Raw genomic sequence first — 22,305 nt, forward strand, 5'->3', positions numbered from 1 at the left:
CTAGCAGCAAGCTTTGTGATTTGTTTACACCTTGTGTGCTTAGGAGATGAGACGTGCCATTGGCTATCTGCCAGTTCGCGATTTCTCAAGGAGAGTTTTTTTGTCAGTTAATAGCGTATCGTTAAATCAGCAAGGGGCGTTAAAAAGCGTATTTATTCTGCCTGTCGTGGGTATCGCTGTATCCTGGGCGCTGTTTTTTTTCGTATCCCCACTAACCGCACTTGCGGTGTTAACAGGTGTGGTTATCTTTACTGGATTTATCTTTGGGAAAAGTGCCGGTGAAGATGATGCATTTTACCCGGATAGCGAGCCTTCAGAGCAGAGCAAGCAGCCAAGTAATGCTGATATCAAAAAAGCGAGCGACGAGCTAGCTTTGTCTTTAAGTACATGCGACAGCAATTTATCGTCCATCAAGTCTACCCAAGATGACGCCGTTGAAACCTTATCCAATGCGTTTAGCAGTTTGAAAGCGCTTGTTGCACAACAAACCGAGTGTATCGATGCCCTGCTTAGCGTTGACGACACGCAGTCTCATTCTTATTCAGAGCGCATGCGTAGCTTCGCACAAGAAACCGACGGAACCCTAACCCAATTTATCGATTCAACCGAGCAAATGTCCTCATCAACAAAGCACTTGATGGAACAGGTGCAAACTATCCAACAGGCAATGCCTACCGTGATAGATGCGCTAAGCGGTATTGACGATATTGCCGCCCAAACTAACTTATTGGCCCTAAACGCAGCTATTGAAGCGGCGCGAGCCGGTGAAGCAGGCAGAGGCTTTGCGGTTGTAGCAGATGAAGTACGCGCCCTTTCAACCCGTTCTACCCAGTTCAGTGACGTAATTAAAACCCAGGTCGAGAACATTCGTAGTTTGGTAGATAAGCTTACTGACACTGCAGAATTTGTAGCCTCGCAAGATATATCACAGGTTGTTAATGCTAAATCACATATTAGTGATCAACTGGCGGAAATCATCAGAAAAGCAGAAGCAGACCTTGTTACTACGAAACAAATTGAAGATATAGGAGCACAGCTTGATGCGTCGATAAACGCAGCTATCCGAGGTATGCAGTTCGGGGATATTAACGGCCAGCATATCCAATATACCCAAGACATGATCGCGTTCATTTTAGAACAGTTGGCAACGTTAGATGCCAGCAATATTGAGCGTTTCGTCAACGCATTAAATGAGTACCAAAAAGGACTCGCTGCGAAAGGTAAAAATGACCACAACCCAGTGTCTGCAACCTCTATGGACGCTGGAGAAGTTGAATTGTTCTAAGCTAAGAAAGGAACAGGAAGCACGTCAGTAATGACATACTTTGGAGAAGTGAGCAAATGAGCAAACACATTTTAGTCGTCGACGATTCGGTATCAATTCGTCAAATGGTAGAAATGACACTAAAGGGCGCTGGGTATACCGTCACCACAGCCCAAGACGGTCAAGAAGCCTTTGATAAGTGCAAAAGTCAGCAATTTAATTTTGTGTTAACCGATCAAAACATGCCCCGTATGGACGGCCTAACTCTTATTAAAAATTTGCGAGGCCTTGGTGCCTACAGCAGAACGCCTATCGTTATGCTTACGACAGAAGCTGGTGGCGATATGAAAGCGAAGGGCAAAGCTGCCGGTGCAACAGGCTGGATGGTTAAGCCCTTCGACCCTAATAAGCTTCTTGACGTAACGCGCCGCGTATTGGGTTAGGTCGCCTAACCATTCCTATTATCTGGAAGGATTCAGAATGAGCATCGATATTGAACAGTTCCATAGCGTATTTTTCGACGAGAGCGATGAGCATCTCGACGATATGGAACAGCTATTGATGGGCTTGGATGTTGAATCACCAGATCCTGAAGAACTAAACAGTATATTCCGTGCTGCCCATTCCATTAAGGGCGGCAGCGGTATCTTTGGTTTTGATGCGTTAATGAGTTTAACGCACGTGATGGAAAACTTGCTTGATCAAGCGCGTAATAATGAGCTGTGCATTACCGCTGACATTGTTAATGTGCTTTTAGAAACCCTTGATGTTTTAAAAGACACGCTAAATGCCTATCGCGACGCCACTCCTGTCCCTGAAGATAGCATTGCTGAGCGCGTAGAAACGTTAAATGGGGTGATTAACGGGCAAAGCGCTGAACCAACTAAAATAGAGACGGAAGACCAAAACGAAAGCGTGCAGGATGATAGCTTTGGCTTTTTCGAAGACGAGCCGGTTCAAAGCAAAGATAATGAAGACGATGGTTTTGGCTTCTTTGATGACGAGCCTACGAATGCTTCAACACAAGCTGATGACGGTTTCGGCTTCTTTGACGATGAAGACACGTCGAATACGGTTGCCGAACCAGAATTGAGCAAAGCTGAAGAGAGCCAAGGGTTTGGCTTTTTCGATGATGTGCCTTCAGCTAGCCATATAAATACCGCTTCAGAAACGACAAAGGGCGGCGAGCCGCAAAGCGCAAGTACTTCACAAAACTCAACATCAAATACCCACACTAAAGAAGAGAAAAGTGACACTGCCTCAACGCCCGCACCGGCTAAAGCGCCAGCTAAGCCTTCCGCTAAAAAAAGCGCAGTGCGTGAGTCTGCGTCTATTCGCGTAGATACCACGAAGATAGATGCCATGGTTAATTTAGTGGGCGAGTTGGTTATCACCCAATCTATGCTTTCTATGATTGGGCAAGATGTTGACGGGCAGGTAGGCGAGCGCTTACAGCTAGCTATCGACGAACTACAGCGTAATACGCGAGAAATTCAAGAGTCAGTCATGTCTATGCGTATGCTGCCGCTTACTGCAACGTTCAATCGTTTCCCTCGTTTGGTGAGAGACTTAGCGGGTAAGTTGGGCAAGCAAGTAGAACTGGTACTTCAAGGTGGCAGCACCGAAATAGACAAAAGCTTGATTGAGAAAATTGTCGACCCCCTTACTCACTTAGTGCGCAACAGTATCGACCACGGTATTGAAACGCCTGAAAAGCGCGTGGCCGCCGGAAAGGCTGAGAAAGGTACGGTTATTTTAAGTGCCGAGCAAAAAGGCGGCAGCATTATCATAAGTATCATCGATGATGGCGGCGGTTTACATCGCGACAAAATTCTTGAAAAAGCACGCAGTAATGGCCTAGCCGTATCCGATGACATGCCCGACGCAGACGTGTGGCAGCTCATCTTTCAACCCGGCTTTTCGACTGCTGACGCCATCACTGATGTGTCTGGTAGGGGCGTGGGTATGGATGTGGTACGCCGAAATATAGAGTCAATTGGCGGGAGAATCGACATAGAGTCTAGCGCGGGCGAAGGCTCTGCCTTTTTCATTCACTTACCGCTTACCTTAGCCATTGTTGATGGTATGTGTGTAACGGTTGGAGAACAAATCTTTGTTATCCCGCTTCTTAATATTATCGAGTCTTTTCAACCTACCGAGCAGCAGTTAAAAACCTTGGGTAACGACACCGTTTTATACATTCGCGACCAATATTGGCCCTTAGTGCCACTTTACGATTTTATGCAGGTAGAAGATGCAGCGAAGTCGCCAACCGAGGGGATCGTGGTATTGCTTGAGAGCAGTAAGAAACGCTTCGGAATTTTGGTCGATGCATTAGTTGGTCAGCAGCAGGTGGTCATTAAGAGCCTAGAAGAGCACTACCGCAAGGTAGCAGGCATCGCCGGCGCAACCATAATGGGTGACGGCAAAGTGGCACTTATTATAGACGCAGACTCCATTGCCACGACTTATACCTCAAGCCAAATAGAGGAGTTACTTTCATGAGCGAAACTGCTTTGCATCAAGCGGTTACAGGTGGACAAGACAAAGAGTACTTAAGCTTTGTGCTTGGTGACGAACATTACGCATTGGACATAACCACGGTAAAAGAAATCAGAGGCTACGAGCAGGTCACCAAAATAGCTAATGCTCCGGCTTTTATTAAAGGGGTGATTAATTTGCGTGGCGACATTGTTCCCATCGTGGATTTACGCATTAAGTTTAACGTGGGTGAGGCCACGTATAACGACTTCACAATAGTGATAATGCTGAACATTCAAGCGCGTATTCGTGGCGTCTTGCAACTTTGAAGCACCGATAAGCTATTACGACAAACGCTTTGCAACTGACGCTGTAAAGCTGTTGCCAGGGCAGTACTTCGTTACTACCCAAAATAAAATGCTGGTCACTGTGCTGGGCTCCTGTGTGGCGGCATGTTTATTTGACCCGGTTTCAGGCATTGGTGGCATGAACCATTTTATGCTGCCAAGCGTGAATAAAACTGCCGAAGAGTTCGACAAAATGCAGGGGATGGCCGCGAAGTATGGCGTTCACGCCATGGAACTGCTTATTAACGATTTAGTGAAGGCCGGGGCGTCAAAAAAGAGAATTAAGGCAAAAATATTTGGCGGGGGGAGGGTGGTTCCCTCGTTCGTTCAAAACGATGTGGGACGGTTTAACGCCGAATTTGTTACCCAATTTTTAAACACAGAGCGCATTCCCATACTCGCGAGTGACTTGTGCGATACCTATGCACGAAAAATCTATTTTTTTCCTAGTGACGGTAACGTACTCATGAAGCGTATTCATGAACTTAATAATGCGACCATTATTGAGCGCGAAAGCCAGCATCGTTGGGAGCTGTCTGCTCGGGCACCAAACGGTAGTGTTGATTTATTTGAGGACTGAAAATGACAATTAAAGTACTGGTAGTCGATGACTCTGCGTTGATAAGACAAATTCTCAGCGAAATTATAAAAAGCGAACCAGACATGACATTGGTAGGTGCAGCGCCCGATGCGTTTGTAGCGAAAAAACTCGTATTAGAGAAATCACCTGATGTAATAACACTCGATATCGAAATGCCAAAAGTAGATGGTTTACGGTTCCTTGAAGTACTAATGAATGCAAAACCGACCCCGGTTGTGATGATTTCCACGCTCACCGAAAAGGGCGCTGACGCCACACTTCGTTCATTGGAACTTGGGGCTATCGACTTTGTTGCGAAACCCAAAATTGGCGTGGCGCAGGGCATGGCTGATTATCACCAACTTATAGTTGGAAAAATACGTACTGCCGCCCGCTCTAAAGTAAAGAAAGCGACGCCTGCTAAGGCATCAGCGGTAAGCAAAGTGAACTACACTGGCACAGAAAAACTTATTGCGATAGGCGCATCTACCGGTGGCACTGAAGCCATTAAGGAAGTGCTGCGAACATTTCCTGCAAATGCACCGGCGACGGTTATCACTCAACACATGCCCGCTGGGTTTACATCGACCTACGCAAGGCGTTTAGACTCGGTATGTCAAATGCAGGTCAAAGAGGCAAAAGGCGGGGAACGCTTGCTGCCTGGACAAGCTTACCTAGCCCCAGGTGATAAGCATATGGAGATAGAAAGGAGCGGGGCTGACTATCGAATTAAGTTAACTGATGGGCCCCGGGTTTCAGGCCATAAGCCCTCTGTTGACGTACTGTTCAATTCAACTTGTAGGAGCGCAGGTAGTAACGCGATTGGTGTGCTATTGACTGGCATGGGCAGTGACGGTGCAACGGGCTTGCTTGAATTATTAAATGCGGGCTGTGAAACCTTTTGCCAAGATGAAGCGAGCTGCATTGTATTTGGCATGCCAAAAGTAGCCATCGAGAAGGGCGCGGCCAAGCAAGTGATAAGCTTAGACAGGATGGGTGAAACAGTGATGGAAACAGTAGAAAAACTGTCAGCGGGTAGTCGTTTGTAGGTGTAGTAAGTAAATACTAACAAAAAAGAAATGCCCGTCCTAAAATCGCTGAGTGGATTGGGATAAGCCCACTTGTTTCGAAAAACCTAAGGTGTTTTAATATCAACGCGTTACAGTTAGTAATGCTGCTACAGAATGCTGTTACTGTGGCCGATACTATGGATAGGCTAATTGTTAATTACGCAAAATATAAAAATCGATACGTAAGTGGAATGGTAAGATTAAGTAAAGTCGTCATAATAATATAAAAGACAATGGCTTACAGGTAGTGGTTTCAGTAAAGTAAGCAGTGATTTATTACTGCGTATATTTTGAAGTACCTAACAAGAATAAGAGGCCTGCTATATTCCTTACAGATTTAAAGCAAGTATATGCTCATTTTTACGGTATGACACTAACCTGGGATTATAACGAGTAGTTGGGGACTCTTATGAAACAGCAAACGCTAGTAGCGCTATCGGCCTTAATGTTTTCTTCTTCTGTTTTTGCGAATGGCGGATTTGAACCAAATAAAAAAGAATGTGTTAATGTCGGCAAAGAAATAACGCGTGTTAGCAGTGAAATGGATACTGCCAAGTCAGGGATCCAGAAGTCGTGGCTGAAACGTCAGCTAGGCGCATTAAAAACAAAGCGCACTTCTTGTAGCATGAAAGGTTTTGAAGCAAATAAGCCAGAACTGGCTAAACTCTAATTGCCTAAATGCTTGCTGAAAGCGACATAGCGAATTAGCGCTAATACGAATAGAAAAGTCTTACCTAGGTAAGACTTTTTTGTTTGCCCAGCGAAGCTGGCAAACCCGTCAGGTTGAAAGAAACCTGAATCACCCTGACTGAGGGGAAGATAATCCGAATGGCAAGGGCGTTGTTGGCCAACGGCAGGGTCCGAAGGAAGCCATAGGAAGTTAGAGGTACACAACGCAAGTGAACCTGATTCGGCAAGACAGGAGGGTAAGCGTGCAAAATAGCGTGAAGCCCGATACTCGGTCAGTCCTGTTTTGTGCTTGAGGGTGGGATTTCTAACAGGGCGTCAGTGCAGTAACTGGGGAAGCCTGGCACCTAAACTTACTTAGAGTAAGTGGTTAACGTTCAAGGGGAGACTCAAGATGTTAATCGGTGTGAGGTGGCAGATGAAGCCGTAGTAGTGAGTAAAGTTCGGCCTGTGAAAGCCAGTAATGGTGTGGAGGGTAAAACCGAGCTGACCATCAGCATTGTGTTTGATGGCGTCACTATTAGCCAAAAGCTGATAGGGATGGCGAAGGGCGGAAGTACATAGTAAGTCTGTGATGAGTAGATATTTTTTTTTAGTGGTACACGAATCGATTAGCTATCGACGTCTTCGTACTTGGTTCGTTGTGGAAGCGACGGACTGACTACGAAACGGTACATGGGAGTAATGTGGTGAACGTTGAGTAGATTGCCATTGGGCTAGCACGCTTAACAGCCACGTGAAATAGACCAGCACGAAAGGATAATATTGACCCCCACACAGCACACCATCTTCGAGAGGAAGTATGCGGGTTTATTATAGTTTGTACGGTCACCTGCTTAATAAAGCGAGGCTGTTCAAGGGGTTTAAAAAGGTATTCAAAGCGAAAGGTGCGGCCGGAATAGATGGCAGAGCCTGAGCGCGTTTGCCTCAAATCTGGATAATGAACTATCGCAGCTTCTTCTTGAACTCAAAACCAAACGCTATCAACCGCAACCGGTAAGGCGGGTCATTATCCCGAAAGACGGGGGCGGTGAGCGTCTATTGGGTATCCCAACAGTTAGGGATAGAGTGGTTCAACAATGCTTGAATGACCTCCTTACACCCATCTTCGAAGAGCAGTTCCATCCATCAAGCTTTGGTTATAGACCGAAGCGGAGCTGTCACGATGCCATTAATAAAGCCACCATGTTCATCCGTCGATACGGACGGCGACACGTGGTGGATATGGACCTGTCGAAGTGCTTCGATAAGCTGGACCATACGCTTATCATTAAGAGCATCAAAAGGCGGGTGCGTGATGGCAGCGTGTTGAAGTTAATTACTCAGTTCTTAGAAAGTGGGGTAATGGTTGATGGGCATTGGCAGCAGACAGAGACAGGCAGTCCGCAAGGTGGGGTAATAAGCCCGCTCATAGCGAACATCTATCTGGATGCGTTCGATAAGGAAATGAAAGAGCGAGGGCACCGCATAGTGCGCTATGCTGATGACATCCTGATTTTGTGTAGCAGTCGTGCAGCGGCAGAGAATGCCAAAGCGCAAGCCACACATATCTTAGAAGAGAAACTAAAGCTAAGTGTAAACACGGATAAAACACACATCACTCACAGTGATGATGGTGTGAAGTTCCTTGGTGTTGAAATTGGGACGAAATATACCCGCATCCAGCCCAAGAAACTCACCGCGTTTAAGGCGAAGCTCAAGCAGATGACGAAACGCAATGGCGGAATGCCGCTGCAATCAGTTATCAATGCACTAAACCCACTGCTAAGAGGGTTCAGTTATTACTTCAAGATAGCCAATGCGAGCAGGGCATTTAAGCAAATAGCAAGCTGGCTAAGACGCCGCTTGCGCAGCATTCAACTCAAGTTATGGAAAAAGGCGAGCCGCCTCCATCGCTGGCTAAGACAGCACGGTTATAAAGGTCAGTTTGCTCATATCAACATGACGAGTTGGTGCAGTGCACGCAGTCCCTTAGCAAGCTACGCAATGCCAAACAGTTGGTTTGATGAAATCGGGCTAATGAACTTGGAGAATGTTGCAACGGGATATGTGTTTAGCAATTACGCTAAATAACTATGTACATGAGCCGTATACGAGGTCCGTATGTACGGTTCTGTGAGAGGGATGAGGCGGTGATGCCTCACCCTACTCGATGTTTGTGCTGCAATAACACGGGAAACCCGTGCAGAATGAAACATTAACGAGTTACTAAACTAACCAGCTCATTCAATGATGCAATACTGTGATCGGGAGTTAAACCGAGCGGGTACATCATTTTCCCTGGCCGTTCTACAAACGTAGTTCGCATTCCCGTTGCTTTAGCCCCGCTTACGTCCCATCCGTGCGCGGCAACCATCATCGCCTCTTCATTTTTCACATTGGCTTGTTGGCAAGCCCAGTGATACACCGCGGGGTGAGGCTTGTAGGTTCGTACGCGCTCTACACTCAACACGTGGGAAAAGTAGTGTTTAATATTGGCATATTCTAGTTGAGCATTTAAGCCAGTTTCAGATGAATTAGATAGCGCTACCAAAGCAATACCGGCACTGTGGAGAGCTTTGAGCGTAGGGATGACATCATCATGCGCAGGCAGCTTCGTAATGTATTGCTTAATGGTGTCTTTTGCCGTTTTTTCATCTAGCGCAATGTTTTTACTGTGGGCCACCATCGTAAGTGCTGCACCGCCCACATCAATGAAGTCGTGAAACTGTGAAGACATGGTGTCGACTAAACTATGGTGAAGCAAGTTAGCAAACCACAGGTCTACCAGCGTTTCATCACCCTCTAAAACCGTTGCGAGCCCCGTTTTAATGGCCTGCATATCCAATAGTGTTTCGTTGATATCGAAGAATATTACCCGTGGCGTCACGATACACCTTCCTTTTGCTATTGGTGATAAACGTAGCGCTTTGCCTAAATGCACTTGTAGCTTATACCAATGTAAAACAGAAATGGTTTTGCGAAAGCGTTATACGACCAAAGTCGCCTCTGTTGCTTTGAAATTCAATGTAGAAAGGAGCAGACGGATAACATAAGAAAATAAAAAGCCGGCATAAAAAGAGTGATGCCGGCTTAGTATTTTACAAGCTCACAGTATATTTATAGATCGTCGGCTTTATTATTTAGATCAAGAGACATGGCGATATCATCCAGTATATCGTTAAGGCCCGTTATCTTTTCATTAGCGATAAATACGCTCATGTGTGATTCAACCTCAATACTGTCGGTTGTCGTTTCACTTTCAAACGTACTATCAAGTGCGCTTTGCACTCTATCGAAGAACTGGCGCGCACTTCTTTCCTCGATATTGTGTAGGCACAAAATAAATTGCTCGGTACCAAAACGGCCAAGAATGTCATTGCCGCGCGTCGCATTCTGAAGGGTCTGGGCTATTTTTCTTAACACCAAATCGCCTTTGGTTGAGCCCAGTTTACGGGTAATGTCACGCAGGTTACTCACATCGAAAATGGCGATGGCAATGGCTCTACCTGGTTTTGGCGCATCAAGTTTATTTATACGGGAAATAGCAGAGTCGGCGTTAAGTAGCTGAGTTACCGGGTCGATAGCTTTACGCGCTTGGTGTTTTCTGTGCAAGACATAGCCCGCTATACCACTTATCAGTATGAAAACAATAATAGCGGTATACAGTGTATTTTTACGTCGCTGCTCAGCTTGCTCAATGGCAGACTCTAGATCATAAATGCGAGTATAAAGGTTGGCTGCACCGATAATTAAGGAAGAGTCTTGCGCCAGTTCCCTGCGCTTTGTGACTTCTTTTGAATAAATGTTGTGCGCCGCTTTAGCGCGCTCCAAATCCCCTAACGCAATGTACATATCTACATTAAAACTTAAATAGTCTAAATTGGTTTCAAATACCTTAGGTATTACATTGGCGTTCATTGCCTTGATTTCTGATAGGTACTCTCTTATGCAAGGCAGGTCGCTATTTTGTAAGCAAATTTCGGTTTTATGCCAGCTAACCAGCATCTCACCTAGCGAACTGGATATATTCGCAGTTGCCTCTTCTAGATCGGGCAGGGTGTAAGCCAAGCTAGTATAGTCTTGGGTTTTTCTATAATAAATTGACAGCGCGTACTGATACAAAAAGTTGCTAAGCGTGGTATTTATTTCAGTATTTAATGCACCTAGTTCTAATATGCTTTGGTACGCTCGGTCGAACTGACCACTGCTTAACAGTGACACAATGGCGCTAATAATAATACTTACCCTGTTACTGCCTTCGTACACTTGAAGCCCCATCTCATGGGCTTTTAAATACTGCTCGGCGGCGAGGGCGTGCTGCTCTAAGCTACCGTAAAGTAAACCTATAGAGTTATGAATATGCGCCAGTTCCCCCGGGCTACCGTCATTTGAATAGCGCTTTAACACGCCAAACATTTTGCCCAGCCTAACTTCAGGGGATGAAGAATCGGAACAATAGCTAATAAGCCCTAAAGAGGCACTGGTAAAAATATCGCTGTGACGTTCGGGTGAAGATAAGTCTTGCGCCTGCTTATAGTATTTACAGCGCGCTGGGTTTTCCCTTGCATCATAAGAGAAGCCAATTTGATAAATGGCAGACGCAAATGCATAGGAACTCTCATCAATGTTGCTCTGCATTATCGCTTTTAGCAGCATTTTTTCTGCTTCTTCATATTTGCCGCGGCAAATCAAAAACTGCCCCTTTGCGACAGTCAGTGCGAAACGCTGCTGGGTAGAAAGAGATTCGCCTAAAAGCGTTTTTTCAAGTTGAGGAAACAAAGACTGGCTAGGACAGTCGTATGAAGGAGTGCGAACTTCCTCTATGAAAGCGTCTATCGCATCACTTGCCTCTGTTGTGAAAGAAGCAAACGCAACGCTTAAAATCAAAATTATTGTACAAGCAATCTTTTGAAACATGAGTATTCGATTTTGTTTTTCCTCAATAATATCGATTTGATTGGGGAAGTACTACAAAAGCCCCATAAAAAAAGCGGCTTTTTATGGGGGCGGGGGGAGAGGTTTGTTTATGAGTAGCTTAAAGGCAAAATTTAATACGCTGTTAGTGTGCAGAAGGCGCGCCAAAGCTTACCAAAATAGCAACGCCTATTAGGGCTACCCCAGACCAGATAATAGTGGCCCTTGTGGCTTTTTCTCCCAGCACCCACGCAACCCCAAGCGACATTAATGCGCTGGTGGCAATAAGCGTTTGAACAACGGCGGCTTTTGCATAGGCAAAAGCAAACATTTGTAAGTAAATTGCGGCAGTAGTACCCAGTAACGTGGCTAAGACAAACGCGGGCCATACACGATTGCCATTTTCAATAACGGGCATATAGCGGGTTTTCGTAAGCGCAATAAAGGGGACGACAAAAAACATACCACCCACTAAGCGTAAAAACGCGGCACTGGCAGCGTCAATTTCACCCGCGCTTAAAATGTCGCGGCTAACTACCGCCCCTATAGCCTGACATAGCGCAGCACCCACGCCATATAAATAACCACTGGTAGCAAATACGTGGGTAGTACTGCGCTTGCGTGCTTTAATTACCATGTCGACAGAAAACAAAACAACGGCTACGCCGACCCACTGTTGCCAGGTGATCCATTCGCCAATAAAAGCCATAGCGAAAAGGGCCGTAAAAAGCGGCGCAAGGGTTTCGGCAACCAGCACAGCTTGGCTATCGCCAATGCTTTGCAGGGCTTTAAAAAAGCAGGTGTCGCCAATGCCTATACCAATTAGCCCGCTTACAAGCAGCCATAAAACAGTGCTAGTGGTAAGCCCTGTAGGCTGAACCACTAGCAGTACTGCCGCTAAAATGGCGATAGAAATAAGCCCCTTCCAAAAGTTCATGGTAAGCGGTGAAAATGCGTTGCCCGTACCTCTGAAAAGACGGGCAGCAATCGCCCAACAAAGCGCTGTACCTAGCGCAGCAAATACACCCATAAATTACCTGTTAAAAATATGATTAATTCAGAAAGGGCAAATTTAGTTTGCCAAAAGAGCGCTATGCTAATGCAAGGTGTGGGCGGGGTAAACTTAAATCACATCAGTAGTTTTTAACTAAATATATTGAAGCCTTAAGCAAACGTAACTGAAGGCTAAAGTCTTTCGTGGCATTATGTTGGCGGTAAGGTTAGTGAGTAAGTTAAGCGCTGTGCTCAATTAAGTGGGCGTTAACCGAATTTTAAGAATTACAGTGAAGTAAAAGGACGATAAAAGCGTGAGCGTGAGCGTAGAGCAGATGAATTTGACCGGCATTAAAGGTGTAATATTCGATTTAGACGGCACCTTAGTAGAGTCTAGCCTTAACTTCACGCAAATGCGCGCCGACGTAGGCTGCCCACAAAACGAAGACATTCTTACCTTTGTTGATGCCCTTAGCTGCGCCGAAACCAAAGCGAATGCTCACCGAGCTATATTGCAGCACGAACTAGACGATGCGCAAAATGCGAAATGGCTAGAGATAGGCAAAGCCATGGTAGAAAAAGTGCAAGCTCATAATTTACCCATGGCGATAGTTACCCGGAACTGCCGCCAAGCTACCGCTATTAAAGTCGCCAATAACGGCATTCCCATCGACTACGTGCTTACCCGCGAAGATGCCCCAGCCAAACCCGATCCAACAGCCTTATTAATGGTGGCGAACACCTGGCAGCTTCAACCTGAAGACTGCCTGTATGTAGGCGATTTTATTTATGACCAGCAAGCCGCCGAGAATGCTGGGATGAAGTGGTTGTTGGTTTAGAGGTTACCGATCTACATCTGGTTTCTTTGGCTTTATCGGCCCTATTGGCAAAATTAAGTAAAAGTCTTCTTTCAATAGCGGGGAGCTAGTTCCAGCGTATACTTTAGTATAGTCTTGCTGTCCAAGTTCTTGCATGTTTGTTTTTTGTTCGATATTCATATCTCTTCCTCTTTATTTTTTTAATTTTCCTGCTCATGTGAGCACTTTAAAGGTAATCGTTATACAGGGATGTAAGATATGACTACTGAGACAGTTCATCGATATCAATGGAAAACTCATTCTTGTGTCCTAATTTTCCTTGTTTGTTTATTCGTTATTCCAAAAACGAGCCAAGCGATTGGTGTAAATTTAGAGGGCAGGACTTCTTTCGATGGCGTTCCTTCAGGAGTTATTCGTGATTTAGAGGTCTCAGACAAGGTTGTCTATATAGCCGCGGAAAATGGTGTATTTGAAGTTATTGGGAATGAGTCTGAACGGTTAGAGTTCAACACGTCTAACCATGCTACGGGGATCATCTCTGATATCCACTTGAGCGGCGCTAGCCTATGGGTTGTTGAATACGGCGTGGGCGTTTTTAAAGTTAATTTGAGAACCAAAGAAGCTAAGCAACTATTTTCTAATAGAGATTGGACGAGTTCTGTTTGGGCTATGACCATGACCTCTACAAACTTCTATTTCTCTGTCATCGACGATGTTATACAAACGAATAGAAATTCAGGTCATTCAACGAAGCTAAGCACGCAACTGGCATCTTTGAAGTTAAACGGTATCTACTCACTTTTCGCTGTGAACGACAAGGTGCATATAGCATCAAACAAAGGTTATGTTTCAATATCAGAAGCGTCAGCTACTATTGAAGAGTATAAGCTAAGCGACAAACTTCCGCTTTTATCTAGTGCAACTTTCGTCAAGGTGATCGATAAAGAGTTATACATTGGAGGACCAGAGGGGCTGTATATTTTAGGCAGTGAGGCTCGTTTCGTTTCTACTGAGGGGATTAGTGGTACTTACATAAACGACGTAATTAAAACAGAAGACAATAAAATCTGGGTTTCGGACGGTCGGCTATTGATACTGGAAAACGGGAAGCTCGTAGCGCCACCCTTTATGAATCCAATATTAACATCTGAGGCGATTCGTTCGATAACCAAAATAGCGGTTGGTCCTTATGATTCGCTACTTATTGCTTCTTCTCAGCTAGGCCTAATTTCCTTACCCAAAACGAAGTTTTCAACAAACCTCATATCATTTAAAGGGAATGCCTTAAGAGATAATATTCAAAAATCTGCTTTCGACCAAACGGAAACGTTAGTCCGAATTGAAAATGGCCTATTTACGCTAAATGAAAGCAATGGAGAGCTAACTGAAACAGTTTTAGGCAAAGATAAAGCTGCTCATTGTACGTCTCGGCAAGAAGAGATCTTTGCACGGCTTAAAGCGTTAAATCCATCAGAGCTGTGTAGCAGTGATTTCATTCATTCTGTCGACATCGATAAAGACGCCTTCTATTTATACTTCGATGATGGAATTAGCGCAAACTACTACTATGTAGTGGATGAGACTATAAAAGACACCATCAAAGCACCCCGAAAAATCGTGTATAGCTCGCTATTAAGCGGCGGTGAACTAGCGGCATTCGATGAGTTTGACAATATACATTTTCAACTGTCTAAGTTTACTTGGCGGACAATTAACCCCGAAGAGGGTAATTGGTTCGGACTTCAGTGTTTAATTGAATTTGAAGAAACTTATTTAGTATGTACATCTGGGGCTGGCCTAAAAGAAATCAATAAGAAAAGCGGTTCGATCAGCTCGTTAACTATCCAGGGCCTAGATAAATTAAGGTTTATTCGGGGGGCTATGGTTACGAAGAGTGGAAACCTATGGGTGGCCTCTAATATGGGCCTATTTGTAAAGCCCCGAACCAGTGAGTCAGTATTCAAAATTGATATGCAGTTTGGACTGCTTGATACGGATTTTGAATATAAAAGCTTCGAGGAGCTTCGCGAAAAAGTATTAGTGAAGGGCGATAAATACAGCTATTTACTGGATGAAATTCAACTAATTGAAAGTCTTAAAGCACAAACTACTGAAGTGGAACCTATTGTTTTGACTTACGTTAAGTGGATGGATAAAAAAGGGCAGCATGCACTCTACTTACCCGAGAATCTTAACTTTAACTTTGATAGTAGTTTTGAGGAAGTAACTTTCAATTTTGTCGATAGCGATGTCTATAACGAGAGCAGAGGCATCGAGTTCAAACTAGACGATGATGCCTGGGTCTCTCACAATAAAGCGGCTATGAATTTAACTTTAGGTGACATGGACGTTGGTGAACATAAACTTTATATAGTGACCACGCACAATAAAGGAGCCTCAGAAGGACTGACTATTCAATTCGATATAGCTCCGCCTATTTGGGCATCTTATATAGGTATTATTTTTTACCTATCAATATTAATAGTGTTTTTCTTCTTATGGAAAGTCGGCTTAGTAAGTAAGCTTTACGAGAAGTTCAAAACCACCACCCTATACACCCTCCTGACCCGATATGAAATAACCGACGGACACTCAAAGTTCGAAAAAATGCTGCGTAGTAAAGAGCGTTTCATCAACGAGATCACCCACGAACTTCGAACACCCATTCAAGTCATAAACGGCTCGTTAGAAAAAATCTCTGATACAGATATGGGGACGCGCAAAGAGTTAGTCTGTGTTCAAGATAATATGAAGAGGGTTGAGCAACTAATTAACCAAATGAACCACGATGTTCCCTCAGCGTTAAACATTGAGGACTACTACAAGTCATACTCGTTAGAAAAAATCCGTTTTATTGTTTTATCCCTAGAGCCTTTAGCCAAACAAAAGAGGCAAAATTTAGAGGTTCGGATAAAGGGGAAAAAAGAGGTATTGCTCATTAGCGATAGCCTAGAAAAAATCTTGGCTAACTTAGTACAAAACGCTGTTAAATTTACACCTGAACTCGGCACGATAAAAGTGAGTGCAGTACAAGATAGCAAAGTGCTGAAGATAACCGTAAGCGACGATGGCGAAGGGATTGAAGACAACCTGCAGAGTAAAGTATTTGAGAGATTTGCTAGGGGGAATACAGAAATAGAGGGAAATGGTGTTGGGTTAACAATGGTTAAAACCCTAGTCGAGTTGAACCAAGGGGAGGTTACTCTTCAAAGTCAAAAAGGTGTGGGGACGAGAATAACCGTAACGTTGCCTATCGATGATATTGCTTTTTTGAATTCGCACGCTGAAAATTTGTCGCCGACAAATGCTGAGACAAGCAAGAAATCTCTGTTAATTGTTGATGACAGCAGGGAGTTTCGTTCTTATCTCTTCGAACTTTTTTCTCCTAAGTATCGCTGTTTAGTAGCGCGAAATGGTACACAGGCTTTAGACGTTATGCAGCATTACTTAGTGGATGTAGTGATTACCGATCAAATGATGCACGAAATGGATGGACTTAGTTTGACTAAGGCCATTCGCAGTAATGCCAGCTATGCCAATATTCCTATATTAATGCTTACTGCTAAAACCGGAGCAGAACTAGAAAAATCTGCGTTAGAAGAAAAAGTAGATTACTTCTTGGCAAAGCCTGCCTCTAACGAAGAAATTATGCTTCGTGTAGAGCATCTTTTAGCTGTCAGGGAGGCAAAGGAACAAGGGGAAGAGGGGCGCGATCAACCTGTGTTCAAGTTTGGTTGCCTAAAAATTCGAGAGTTTGATAACGAAAAAGATATGGCGTTTTATCTCAACTTTATTGCTGTACTCGAAAAAAACTATCACGATGAGTCTTTCAACAGAGATCAGGCAGCAACGGCGTTACTGATCAGCCCTCGAAGTTTGAACCGTAGAATGTCAGAACTTTTCGATTATAACTTCAGTGAGTTTCTTTCACGTTTTAGGGTAGAAAAGTCTATCCCATTATTGTTAGAAGGAAAGAGTATTCTAGATACCTGCCTAGACGTGGGCTTCGGCACCGCAGCTTATTTTTCGACGTCCTTTAAAAAGGTTATGAGCTTACCACCCAAAAAGTTTGTGGAGCAATACAATAAAACAGTAGCGTAAAGGTAGTATCTAAAAGAACTAAATATACCTACGCCTTTCCGCCAAAAAGCCAATCAATAGAAACGATGCCACATAGCCTGCACCTTGGTACTGCCAAGGCAAGTAGGCTAGGGTGTGTTTTAAGAACGGTGCGCCGTACAAAGTTAGTGCGCCATAGCCAAAGGCACACAGCACTACAAACAAACTAATGCGAATGGTGAAATGGTAAGGAGCCAGTATGCGTTTCACATGGCCGTTAATCAGGTCGCCGTACACCACTAAAATAGTGGCCATAAGCATAATGCTCATTTCGGTGTAATAGGGGCTTAAGGCGCGAGAAAGGGCACTGAAAAGTTCACTCATAAAATTACTACTATTATGACGTTTTTACTGTGTGCCCATTATAACCACGGTAAGGTCAAAAGCGTTAGCTAACGCCTTTATTAAGTGCGCTTACTGCTTTAAAACCTTGCTCAATAGTGGCAATGCGGTCGGTGGTTTGATCGCGCTCTACAAATTTATGTTCAATACCGGCTAACTTGCCGTGCGCGAATATCTCTTTAAAGTTAATCGTGCCTGTGCCCACATCAGCAAAACTGCCGTCTTCAGCCAAATCTTTTACATGCCAAAGCTTAAAGCGGCCTGGGTACTGCTTAAAGTAATCAATGGGATTTTTACCTGCTTTTACCGTCCAGTATAAATCCAGTTCCATGGCAACAAGGTCTGGGTCGGTCTGAGTTATAAGCACGTCTAATGGTGTCTTACCGTCGCGTACTTCAAATTCAAAATCGTGATTGTGGTAGGCAAGGGTAATACCTTCTTTCTTACACGCTTCACCAATGTTATTTAGCTTTTCGGCAAGAGCTTGGTATGGCGCAATGCCCGTACCACGTTGGGCTTCGCTAAGCCAAGGAACTACCAAGTATTTGTGACCAACGTTTTGTGCGTCATCTAAAATTTGTGACAGGTTAGTATCGAACGCGTCTAACTGAATATGAGCCGAAGGCGCAGTAAGGCCATTGTCATCAAGCAGTTGCTTAATTTCCTTTGCGCTATGGTCAAAGTAGCCTGCAAATTCCATTTCCGAATAACCAACATCAGCGACCAGTTTAAGCGTAGCCGGCACACTTACTTTCATAATATCTCTAAGCGTGTAAAGCTGCAGACCAACAGCACTTTTTTGCATGCCCTTCATCATAGCCCCTTTATCACTACCATGCCCCTGAACCGAACTAGTACTTGCCAAAACAGCAGGAGCGCTCATAGCCGCCAGTAAACCAGATGAATATTTAATGAACTGTCGTCTTGAAACGCCAGAGCCAATATTACTGGCCGCGTCTAAAATTGCTGTCTTACTTAAGTTTGTTTTACTTAAATTCACTGCTTGCTCCTTTTCTGTAGTGGTACATAGGTGATGACGCATCGCTATCATCAATTAACCCAAAGCTTTGCCCGTGCTCTCACGCACAATAAGTTCAAACGGCATAATAACTTTGGGGGCCTTGCGAATTTTTCCGTTAAGAAGGTCCACCAGTAGCGTAACCGCCGTTCTACCAAATTCTTCTGCAGGTTGGGCAATAGTGGTTAGCGGCGGATCCACAAATGCTGAAAATGCAATGTCATCGAAACCTGCCACCGATATGTCATTAGGAACATGTAGGTTGGCTTGCTTGAAGGCTTGCATGGCACCAATAGCCGTTTCGTCGTTCTCACAAAATACGGCGGTGGGTCTACTTTCAAGGTGACTAATGGTCTCCCCTGCGTTGTATCCGGCCTGTAATGTAAAATCCCCCGGGAACAACAAGCTCTCATCAAAGGCAATATTGGCTTGCGCTAAGGCGTCTTTATATCCAACCAAGCGTTCTTGGGTAAGCGGACTTGAATTAGGTCCTTTGATCATGGCTATACGGGTATGGCCTAATGAAATTAAGTGCTCGGTCATTGCTTTGGCTGCAGCACGGTTGTCTAACGACACAACAGGATATTGGCCATCGTCAATCACCTCACAGGCATTCACCATGGGAAGTAGGCCATTGTCGTTGATCATAGTGGCATCAAATGGGTTGTGCGCACGTAACTGTATAAGCCCATCAGCCTGAGAAGTACTTACCATCTTGGCGTAATGGCTTTCTATTTCACTATTACCAAGCGTATTGGCAAGTAAAATGGAATAGCCCAGTTCGGCTGCCGCTTCCTGCATACCGCTAATAACACGGGCAAAAAATACGTTCGCTACCGTAGGCACCAGTACCACTAAATTGTGCGTTTTTCCCGAACGAAACTTAACTGCCATTAAGTTAGGTTTATATCCAACTGCCTGAACAGCGGCCATTACCTTATTGCGCGTTTTAGGAGAAACACGCTCAGGTTGTTGCAATGTTCTTGATACGGTAGCGACCGACACGCCGGCACTATCTGCTACATCTCTAATATTTGCCATTTACGTTATTGTTGTTTGTTAATTCACTCGCGCATTGTAAACCTAACCCAGTAGAGGTGTGGTCTATACGATGGTAGCGAATTCAAAATTTACGTGAAATTAATATGTAACCGTTTTCATTTTAAGCAAAAGAATACGCACTTTCATTAAAACGTCAAAGGTTATTTGTAGGATTTATGTAAATTTGAGCTAGTGTTATGTCCAAATTTGGTGCAGGAATAGACTGTTAACGGTAGCAAAGCCCCAGTGTCACCTCGCCATTTGTAAACTTTAGATTAATAAAATGCTGTTTTTTGTATTGACCATTAAAATGTAACGGGTTACATTTTGTGGCATTAGTAACACCAATAGTGCGTTTGCACACAGAGGAATTTCAATGCAACCAATTCGAATGGGAATGATCGGAGGCGGGGAAGGCGCGTTTATCGGTGCCGTGCATCGTCATGCCGCAGGGTTAGATGGGAACTACCAGTTGGTGTGTGGCGCATTTAGCCGCAACGAAGAAAACAACTCGCGTACGGCAGCAACGTTAAATGTAGATGCTTCCCGTGCTTACGACAGTTGGCAAGCTATGTTAGATAACGAGGCGCAACTTCCCGAGCAAGAGCGAATGCAAGTGGTTGTTATCGTAACGCCTAATCATCTTCACGTACCTATTTCACTTGCCGCAATTAAGGCAGGCTTTCACGTCTTCTGTGAAAAACCAGCAGGCGTTAGCTTTGCAGAAGTAAAAGAGCTTCAAGATGTTATTCACGCCAGTGAGTCGTTATACGGCTTGGCTCATACCTACCTTGGTTATCCTATGGTTTGGCAAGCACGTCATCTCGTTGAAAGCGGTAAGCTGGGCAACATTCGAAAAGTGTATGTTGAGTATCCGCAAGGCTGGTTGTCTGGCGAAGAAGAAACGCACAATAAGCAAGCGCAGTGGCGTACCGACCCAGCAATTTCTGGCGCAACGGGCGCAATGGGCGACATCGGCACTCATGCCTTTGGACTTGTTGAGTTTGTATTAAACGACAGTGTTACCTCGTTATGTGGCGAGTTAAACACCCATGTTGAAGGACGCCGATTAGATGACGACGGCGCCGCGCTTATTAAAACTAAGAAGGGTGCGTCGGGCGTGTTGATTGCTTCGCAGGTTTGTGCTGGTGAAGAAAACGCGTTGAAGATCCGTGTCTACGGTGACAAGGGCGGTTTAGAGTGGCGTCAAATGGAGCCAAACTCCGTTATCTATCGCCCTGTTGATGCCCCTTATCAAGTGTTTAGAGCCGGCCAGGGTCAAGTTGGGTTATGTGATGCTGCATCTGCACGTTGTCGTGTTCCAGCTGGCCACCCAGAGGGCTACTTAGAAGCAATGGCAAACTTGTATACCGATTTTGCAAAAGCGGTACGCGCGAATCAAAAAGGCAAAGCTGACGGCGTTCCAGGAATAAATTCAGGCATACGCGGAATGGTATTTATAGATGCCATGCTTGCCAGTACTGACAGCGACACCAAATGGGAGTCGGTCAGTCAGGAAGGAACGCAGTAATGCAATTACAACATACAATGAAAAAGGTGAGCGCTTATGGCTACTAATCAACAACCTATAAAAGGGCCGGCTATCTTCCTTGCTCAGTTCATGGGAAAAGAAGCGCCGTTCGATACGCTCGAAAATATGGCGAAGTGGGCAGCGTCGCTTGGTTACAAGGGAATACAGGTACCTACTGATCCTAGTCTGTTTGATTTAGAAAAAGCAGCGGAGAGCCAAGAGTACTGCGACAACATCGCTAAAATATGTAAAGACGCAGGCGTAGAAATCACTGAGCTTTCTACGCACTTACAAGGTCAGCTAGTGGCGGTTCACCCCGCTTACGACGAGTTATTCGATAACTTTGCGCCAGCGCACTTACACGGCAAGCCACAAGAGCGAACCGAATGGGCAATTAATCAGCTCAAATGTGCGGCTATTGCCAGTAAGCGCTTGGGATTGAAAGCTCACGCTACCTTTTCTGGTGCATTAATGTGGCACTTGGTTTACCCGTGGCCTCAGCGTCCTGCTGGCTTGGTCGAGCAAGGCTTTGCTGAATTAGCCAAGCGTTGGAAACCCATTCTCGATGCATTCGACGATGCAGGTGTTGACGTATGCTACGAAATTCATCCCGGGGAAGACTTGCACGATGGGGCTTCGTTCGAACAGTTTTTAAAAGCTGTAGATGACCACCCACGAGCAAACATTCTTTTCGATCCAAGTCACTTTGTTTTACAGCAGCTTGACTACCTTGACTTTATTGACCGCTACCACAGCCGGATCAAAATGTTTCACGTCAAAGATGCCGAGTTCAATCCGAACGGTAGAAACGGTGTGTACGGCGGCTATCAAGACTGGCAAGACCGCGCGGGACGTTTTCGTTCCCTTGGCGACGGCCAAGTCGACTTCAAAGGTATTTTCAGCAAGCTTACCCAGTATGGCTTCACAGGTTGGGCAGTACTAGAGTGGGAATGCTGCTTAAAAGACAGTGCGCAAGGTGCAGCAGAGGGCGCACCGTTTATCGCTTCACACATTATCGAGCCAAGCAAATATGCGTTTGACGACTTTGCTGGTGGAGACGTAAGCGAAGCGAAGAATAATCGTATTTTAGGCCTTGAGCGCTAAGCGCCATCAATAGG

The 22,305-nt window shown here is 44.9% G+C and carries 19 protein-coding genes and 1 pseudogene; 13 read left to right on the forward strand and 7 right to left on the reverse strand.

Annotation, left to right across the window (positions count from 1 at the left end):
- The first annotated feature begins 613 nt into the window (after window positions 1-613).
- The 9 genes and pseudogenes from MADE_RS21150 (at window position 614) to ltrA (ending at window position 8,502) form a co-directional block, all read left to right on the forward strand.
- Window positions 614-1,285, forward strand: coding sequence for a methyl-accepting chemotaxis protein (locus MADE_RS21150; RefSeq protein WP_415858273.1), 672 nt, complete (start codon window positions 614-616; stop codon window positions 1,283-1,285).
- A 56-nt stretch (window positions 1,286-1,341) separates the two neighbouring features.
- Window positions 1,342-1,707: a response regulator gene (locus MADE_RS01955; protein WP_012516923.1), complete on the forward strand. Its 366-nt coding sequence runs from the start codon at window positions 1,342-1,344 to the stop codon at window positions 1,705-1,707.
- A 37-nt stretch (window positions 1,708-1,744) separates the two neighbouring features.
- Window positions 1,745-3,769, forward strand: a complete 2,025-nt coding sequence (locus MADE_RS01960; RefSeq protein WP_012516924.1) for a chemotaxis protein CheA — start codon at window positions 1,745-1,747, stop codon at window positions 3,767-3,769.
- Window positions 3,766-4,065, forward strand: a pseudogene (locus tag MADE_RS01965) (chemotaxis protein CheW); the annotation flags it as partial. The gene MADE_RS01960 and the pseudogene MADE_RS01965, both read left to right, overlap by 4 nt.
- Window positions 4,055-4,672 carry a chemoreceptor glutamine deamidase CheD gene (gene cheD / locus MADE_RS01970; protein WP_012516926.1) on the forward strand — a complete coding sequence of 206 codons (618 nt, stop codon included), beginning with the start codon at window positions 4,055-4,057 and terminating at the stop codon, window positions 4,670-4,672. The pseudogene MADE_RS01965 and the gene cheD, both read left to right, overlap by 11 nt.
- A gap of 2 nt (window positions 4,673-4,674) precedes the next feature.
- Complete coding sequence (locus tag MADE_RS01975; RefSeq protein WP_012516927.1) at window positions 4,675-5,721, forward strand: protein-glutamate methylesterase/protein-glutamine glutaminase; 1,047 nt, start codon at window positions 4,675-4,677, stop codon at window positions 5,719-5,721.
- 430 nt (window positions 5,722-6,151) lie between these two features.
- Window positions 6,152-6,412: a hypothetical protein gene (locus MADE_RS01980; RefSeq protein ID WP_012516928.1), complete on the forward strand. Its 261-nt coding sequence runs from the start codon at window positions 6,152-6,154 to the stop codon at window positions 6,410-6,412.
- A gap of 383 nt (window positions 6,413-6,795) precedes the next feature.
- The gene (locus MADE_RS01985) at window positions 6,796-6,993 is read left to right on the forward strand and encodes a hypothetical protein (RefSeq protein WP_012516929.1); all 198 of its coding nucleotides are present in this window, start codon (window positions 6,796-6,798) and stop codon (window positions 6,991-6,993) included.
- Between the two features lie 369 nt (window positions 6,994-7,362).
- The gene (gene ltrA / locus MADE_RS01990) at window positions 7,363-8,502 is read left to right on the forward strand and encodes a group II intron reverse transcriptase/maturase (RefSeq protein ID WP_232363116.1); all 1,140 of its coding nucleotides are present in this window, start codon (window positions 7,363-7,365) and stop codon (window positions 8,500-8,502) included.
- 124 nt (window positions 8,503-8,626) lie between these two features.
- On the opposite strand, the gene MADE_RS01995 is transcribed toward ltrA, so the two are convergent.
- The 3 genes from MADE_RS01995 to MADE_RS02005 form a co-directional block, all read right to left on the reverse strand.
- On the reverse strand, window positions 8,627-9,298 hold the full coding sequence (locus MADE_RS01995; protein WP_012516932.1) for a haloacid dehalogenase type II: 672 nt from the start codon (window positions 9,296-9,298) through the stop codon (window positions 8,627-8,629).
- A 230-nt stretch (window positions 9,299-9,528) separates the two neighbouring features.
- The gene (locus MADE_RS02000) at window positions 9,529-11,328 is read right to left on the reverse strand and encodes a GGDEF domain-containing protein (RefSeq protein ID WP_012516933.1); all 1,800 of its coding nucleotides are present in this window, start codon (window positions 11,326-11,328) and stop codon (window positions 9,529-9,531) included.
- A gap of 142 nt (window positions 11,329-11,470) precedes the next feature.
- The gene (locus MADE_RS02005) at window positions 11,471-12,355 is read right to left on the reverse strand and encodes a DMT family transporter (protein ID WP_012516934.1); all 885 of its coding nucleotides are present in this window, start codon (window positions 12,353-12,355) and stop codon (window positions 11,471-11,473) included.
- 283 nt (window positions 12,356-12,638) lie between these two features.
- Here MADE_RS02005 and MADE_RS02010 point away from each other — a divergent pair, with 283 nt between their 5' ends.
- Window positions 12,639-13,157 (forward strand): HAD family hydrolase, encoded by a 519-nt coding sequence (locus tag MADE_RS02010; protein ID WP_023559491.1) that lies wholly within the window; start codon window positions 12,639-12,641, stop codon window positions 13,155-13,157.
- A 3-nt stretch (window positions 13,158-13,160) separates the two neighbouring features.
- Here the strand turns inward: MADE_RS02010 and MADE_RS20645 are convergent, their stop codons facing one another.
- Complete coding sequence (locus tag MADE_RS20645; RefSeq protein ID WP_012516936.1) at window positions 13,161-13,316, reverse strand: hypothetical protein; 156 nt, start codon at window positions 13,314-13,316, stop codon at window positions 13,161-13,163.
- Between the two features lie 78 nt (window positions 13,317-13,394).
- On the opposite strand from MADE_RS20645, the gene MADE_RS02015 reads away from it, so the two are divergent.
- Window positions 13,395-17,237, forward strand: a complete 3,843-nt coding sequence (locus MADE_RS02015; protein WP_012516937.1) for a hybrid sensor histidine kinase/response regulator transcription factor — start codon at window positions 13,395-13,397, stop codon at window positions 17,235-17,237.
- Window positions 17,238-17,255: 18 nt separating this feature from the next.
- Here the strand turns inward: MADE_RS02015 and MADE_RS02020 are convergent, their stop codons facing one another.
- The 3 genes from MADE_RS02020 to MADE_RS02030 all read right to left on the reverse strand — a co-directional run bounded on the left by MADE_RS02020 (window position 17,256) and on the right by MADE_RS02030 (window position 19,656).
- Entirely contained in the window at window positions 17,256-17,579 is a 324-nt protein-coding gene (locus MADE_RS02020) for a DUF3392 family protein (RefSeq protein ID WP_012516938.1), read from the reverse strand.
- A 64-nt stretch (window positions 17,580-17,643) separates the two neighbouring features.
- Entirely contained in the window at window positions 17,644-18,597 is a 954-nt protein-coding gene (locus MADE_RS02025; RefSeq protein WP_012516939.1) for a sugar phosphate isomerase/epimerase family protein, read from the reverse strand.
- Window positions 18,598-18,651: 54 nt separating this feature from the next.
- Window positions 18,652-19,656, reverse strand: coding sequence for a LacI family DNA-binding transcriptional regulator (locus MADE_RS02030; protein ID WP_012516940.1), 1,005 nt, complete (start codon window positions 19,654-19,656; stop codon window positions 18,652-18,654).
- A 376-nt stretch (window positions 19,657-20,032) separates the two neighbouring features.
- Here MADE_RS02030 and MADE_RS02035 point away from each other — a divergent pair, with 376 nt between their 5' ends.
- A complete protein-coding gene (locus MADE_RS02035; RefSeq protein WP_012516941.1) occupies window positions 20,033-21,187 on the forward strand; it encodes a Gfo/Idh/MocA family protein in 1,155 nt (384 codons plus the stop codon).
- A gap of 36 nt (window positions 21,188-21,223) precedes the next feature.
- Complete coding sequence (locus MADE_RS02040; protein ID WP_012516942.1) at window positions 21,224-22,291, forward strand: sugar phosphate isomerase/epimerase family protein; 1,068 nt, start codon at window positions 21,224-21,226, stop codon at window positions 22,289-22,291.
- Window positions 22,292-22,305 lie beyond the last annotated feature (14 nt).

The organism is Alteromonas mediterranea DE (assembly GCF_000020585.3).
GTDB lineage: Bacteria > Pseudomonadota > Gammaproteobacteria > Enterobacterales > Alteromonadaceae > Alteromonas > Alteromonas mediterranea.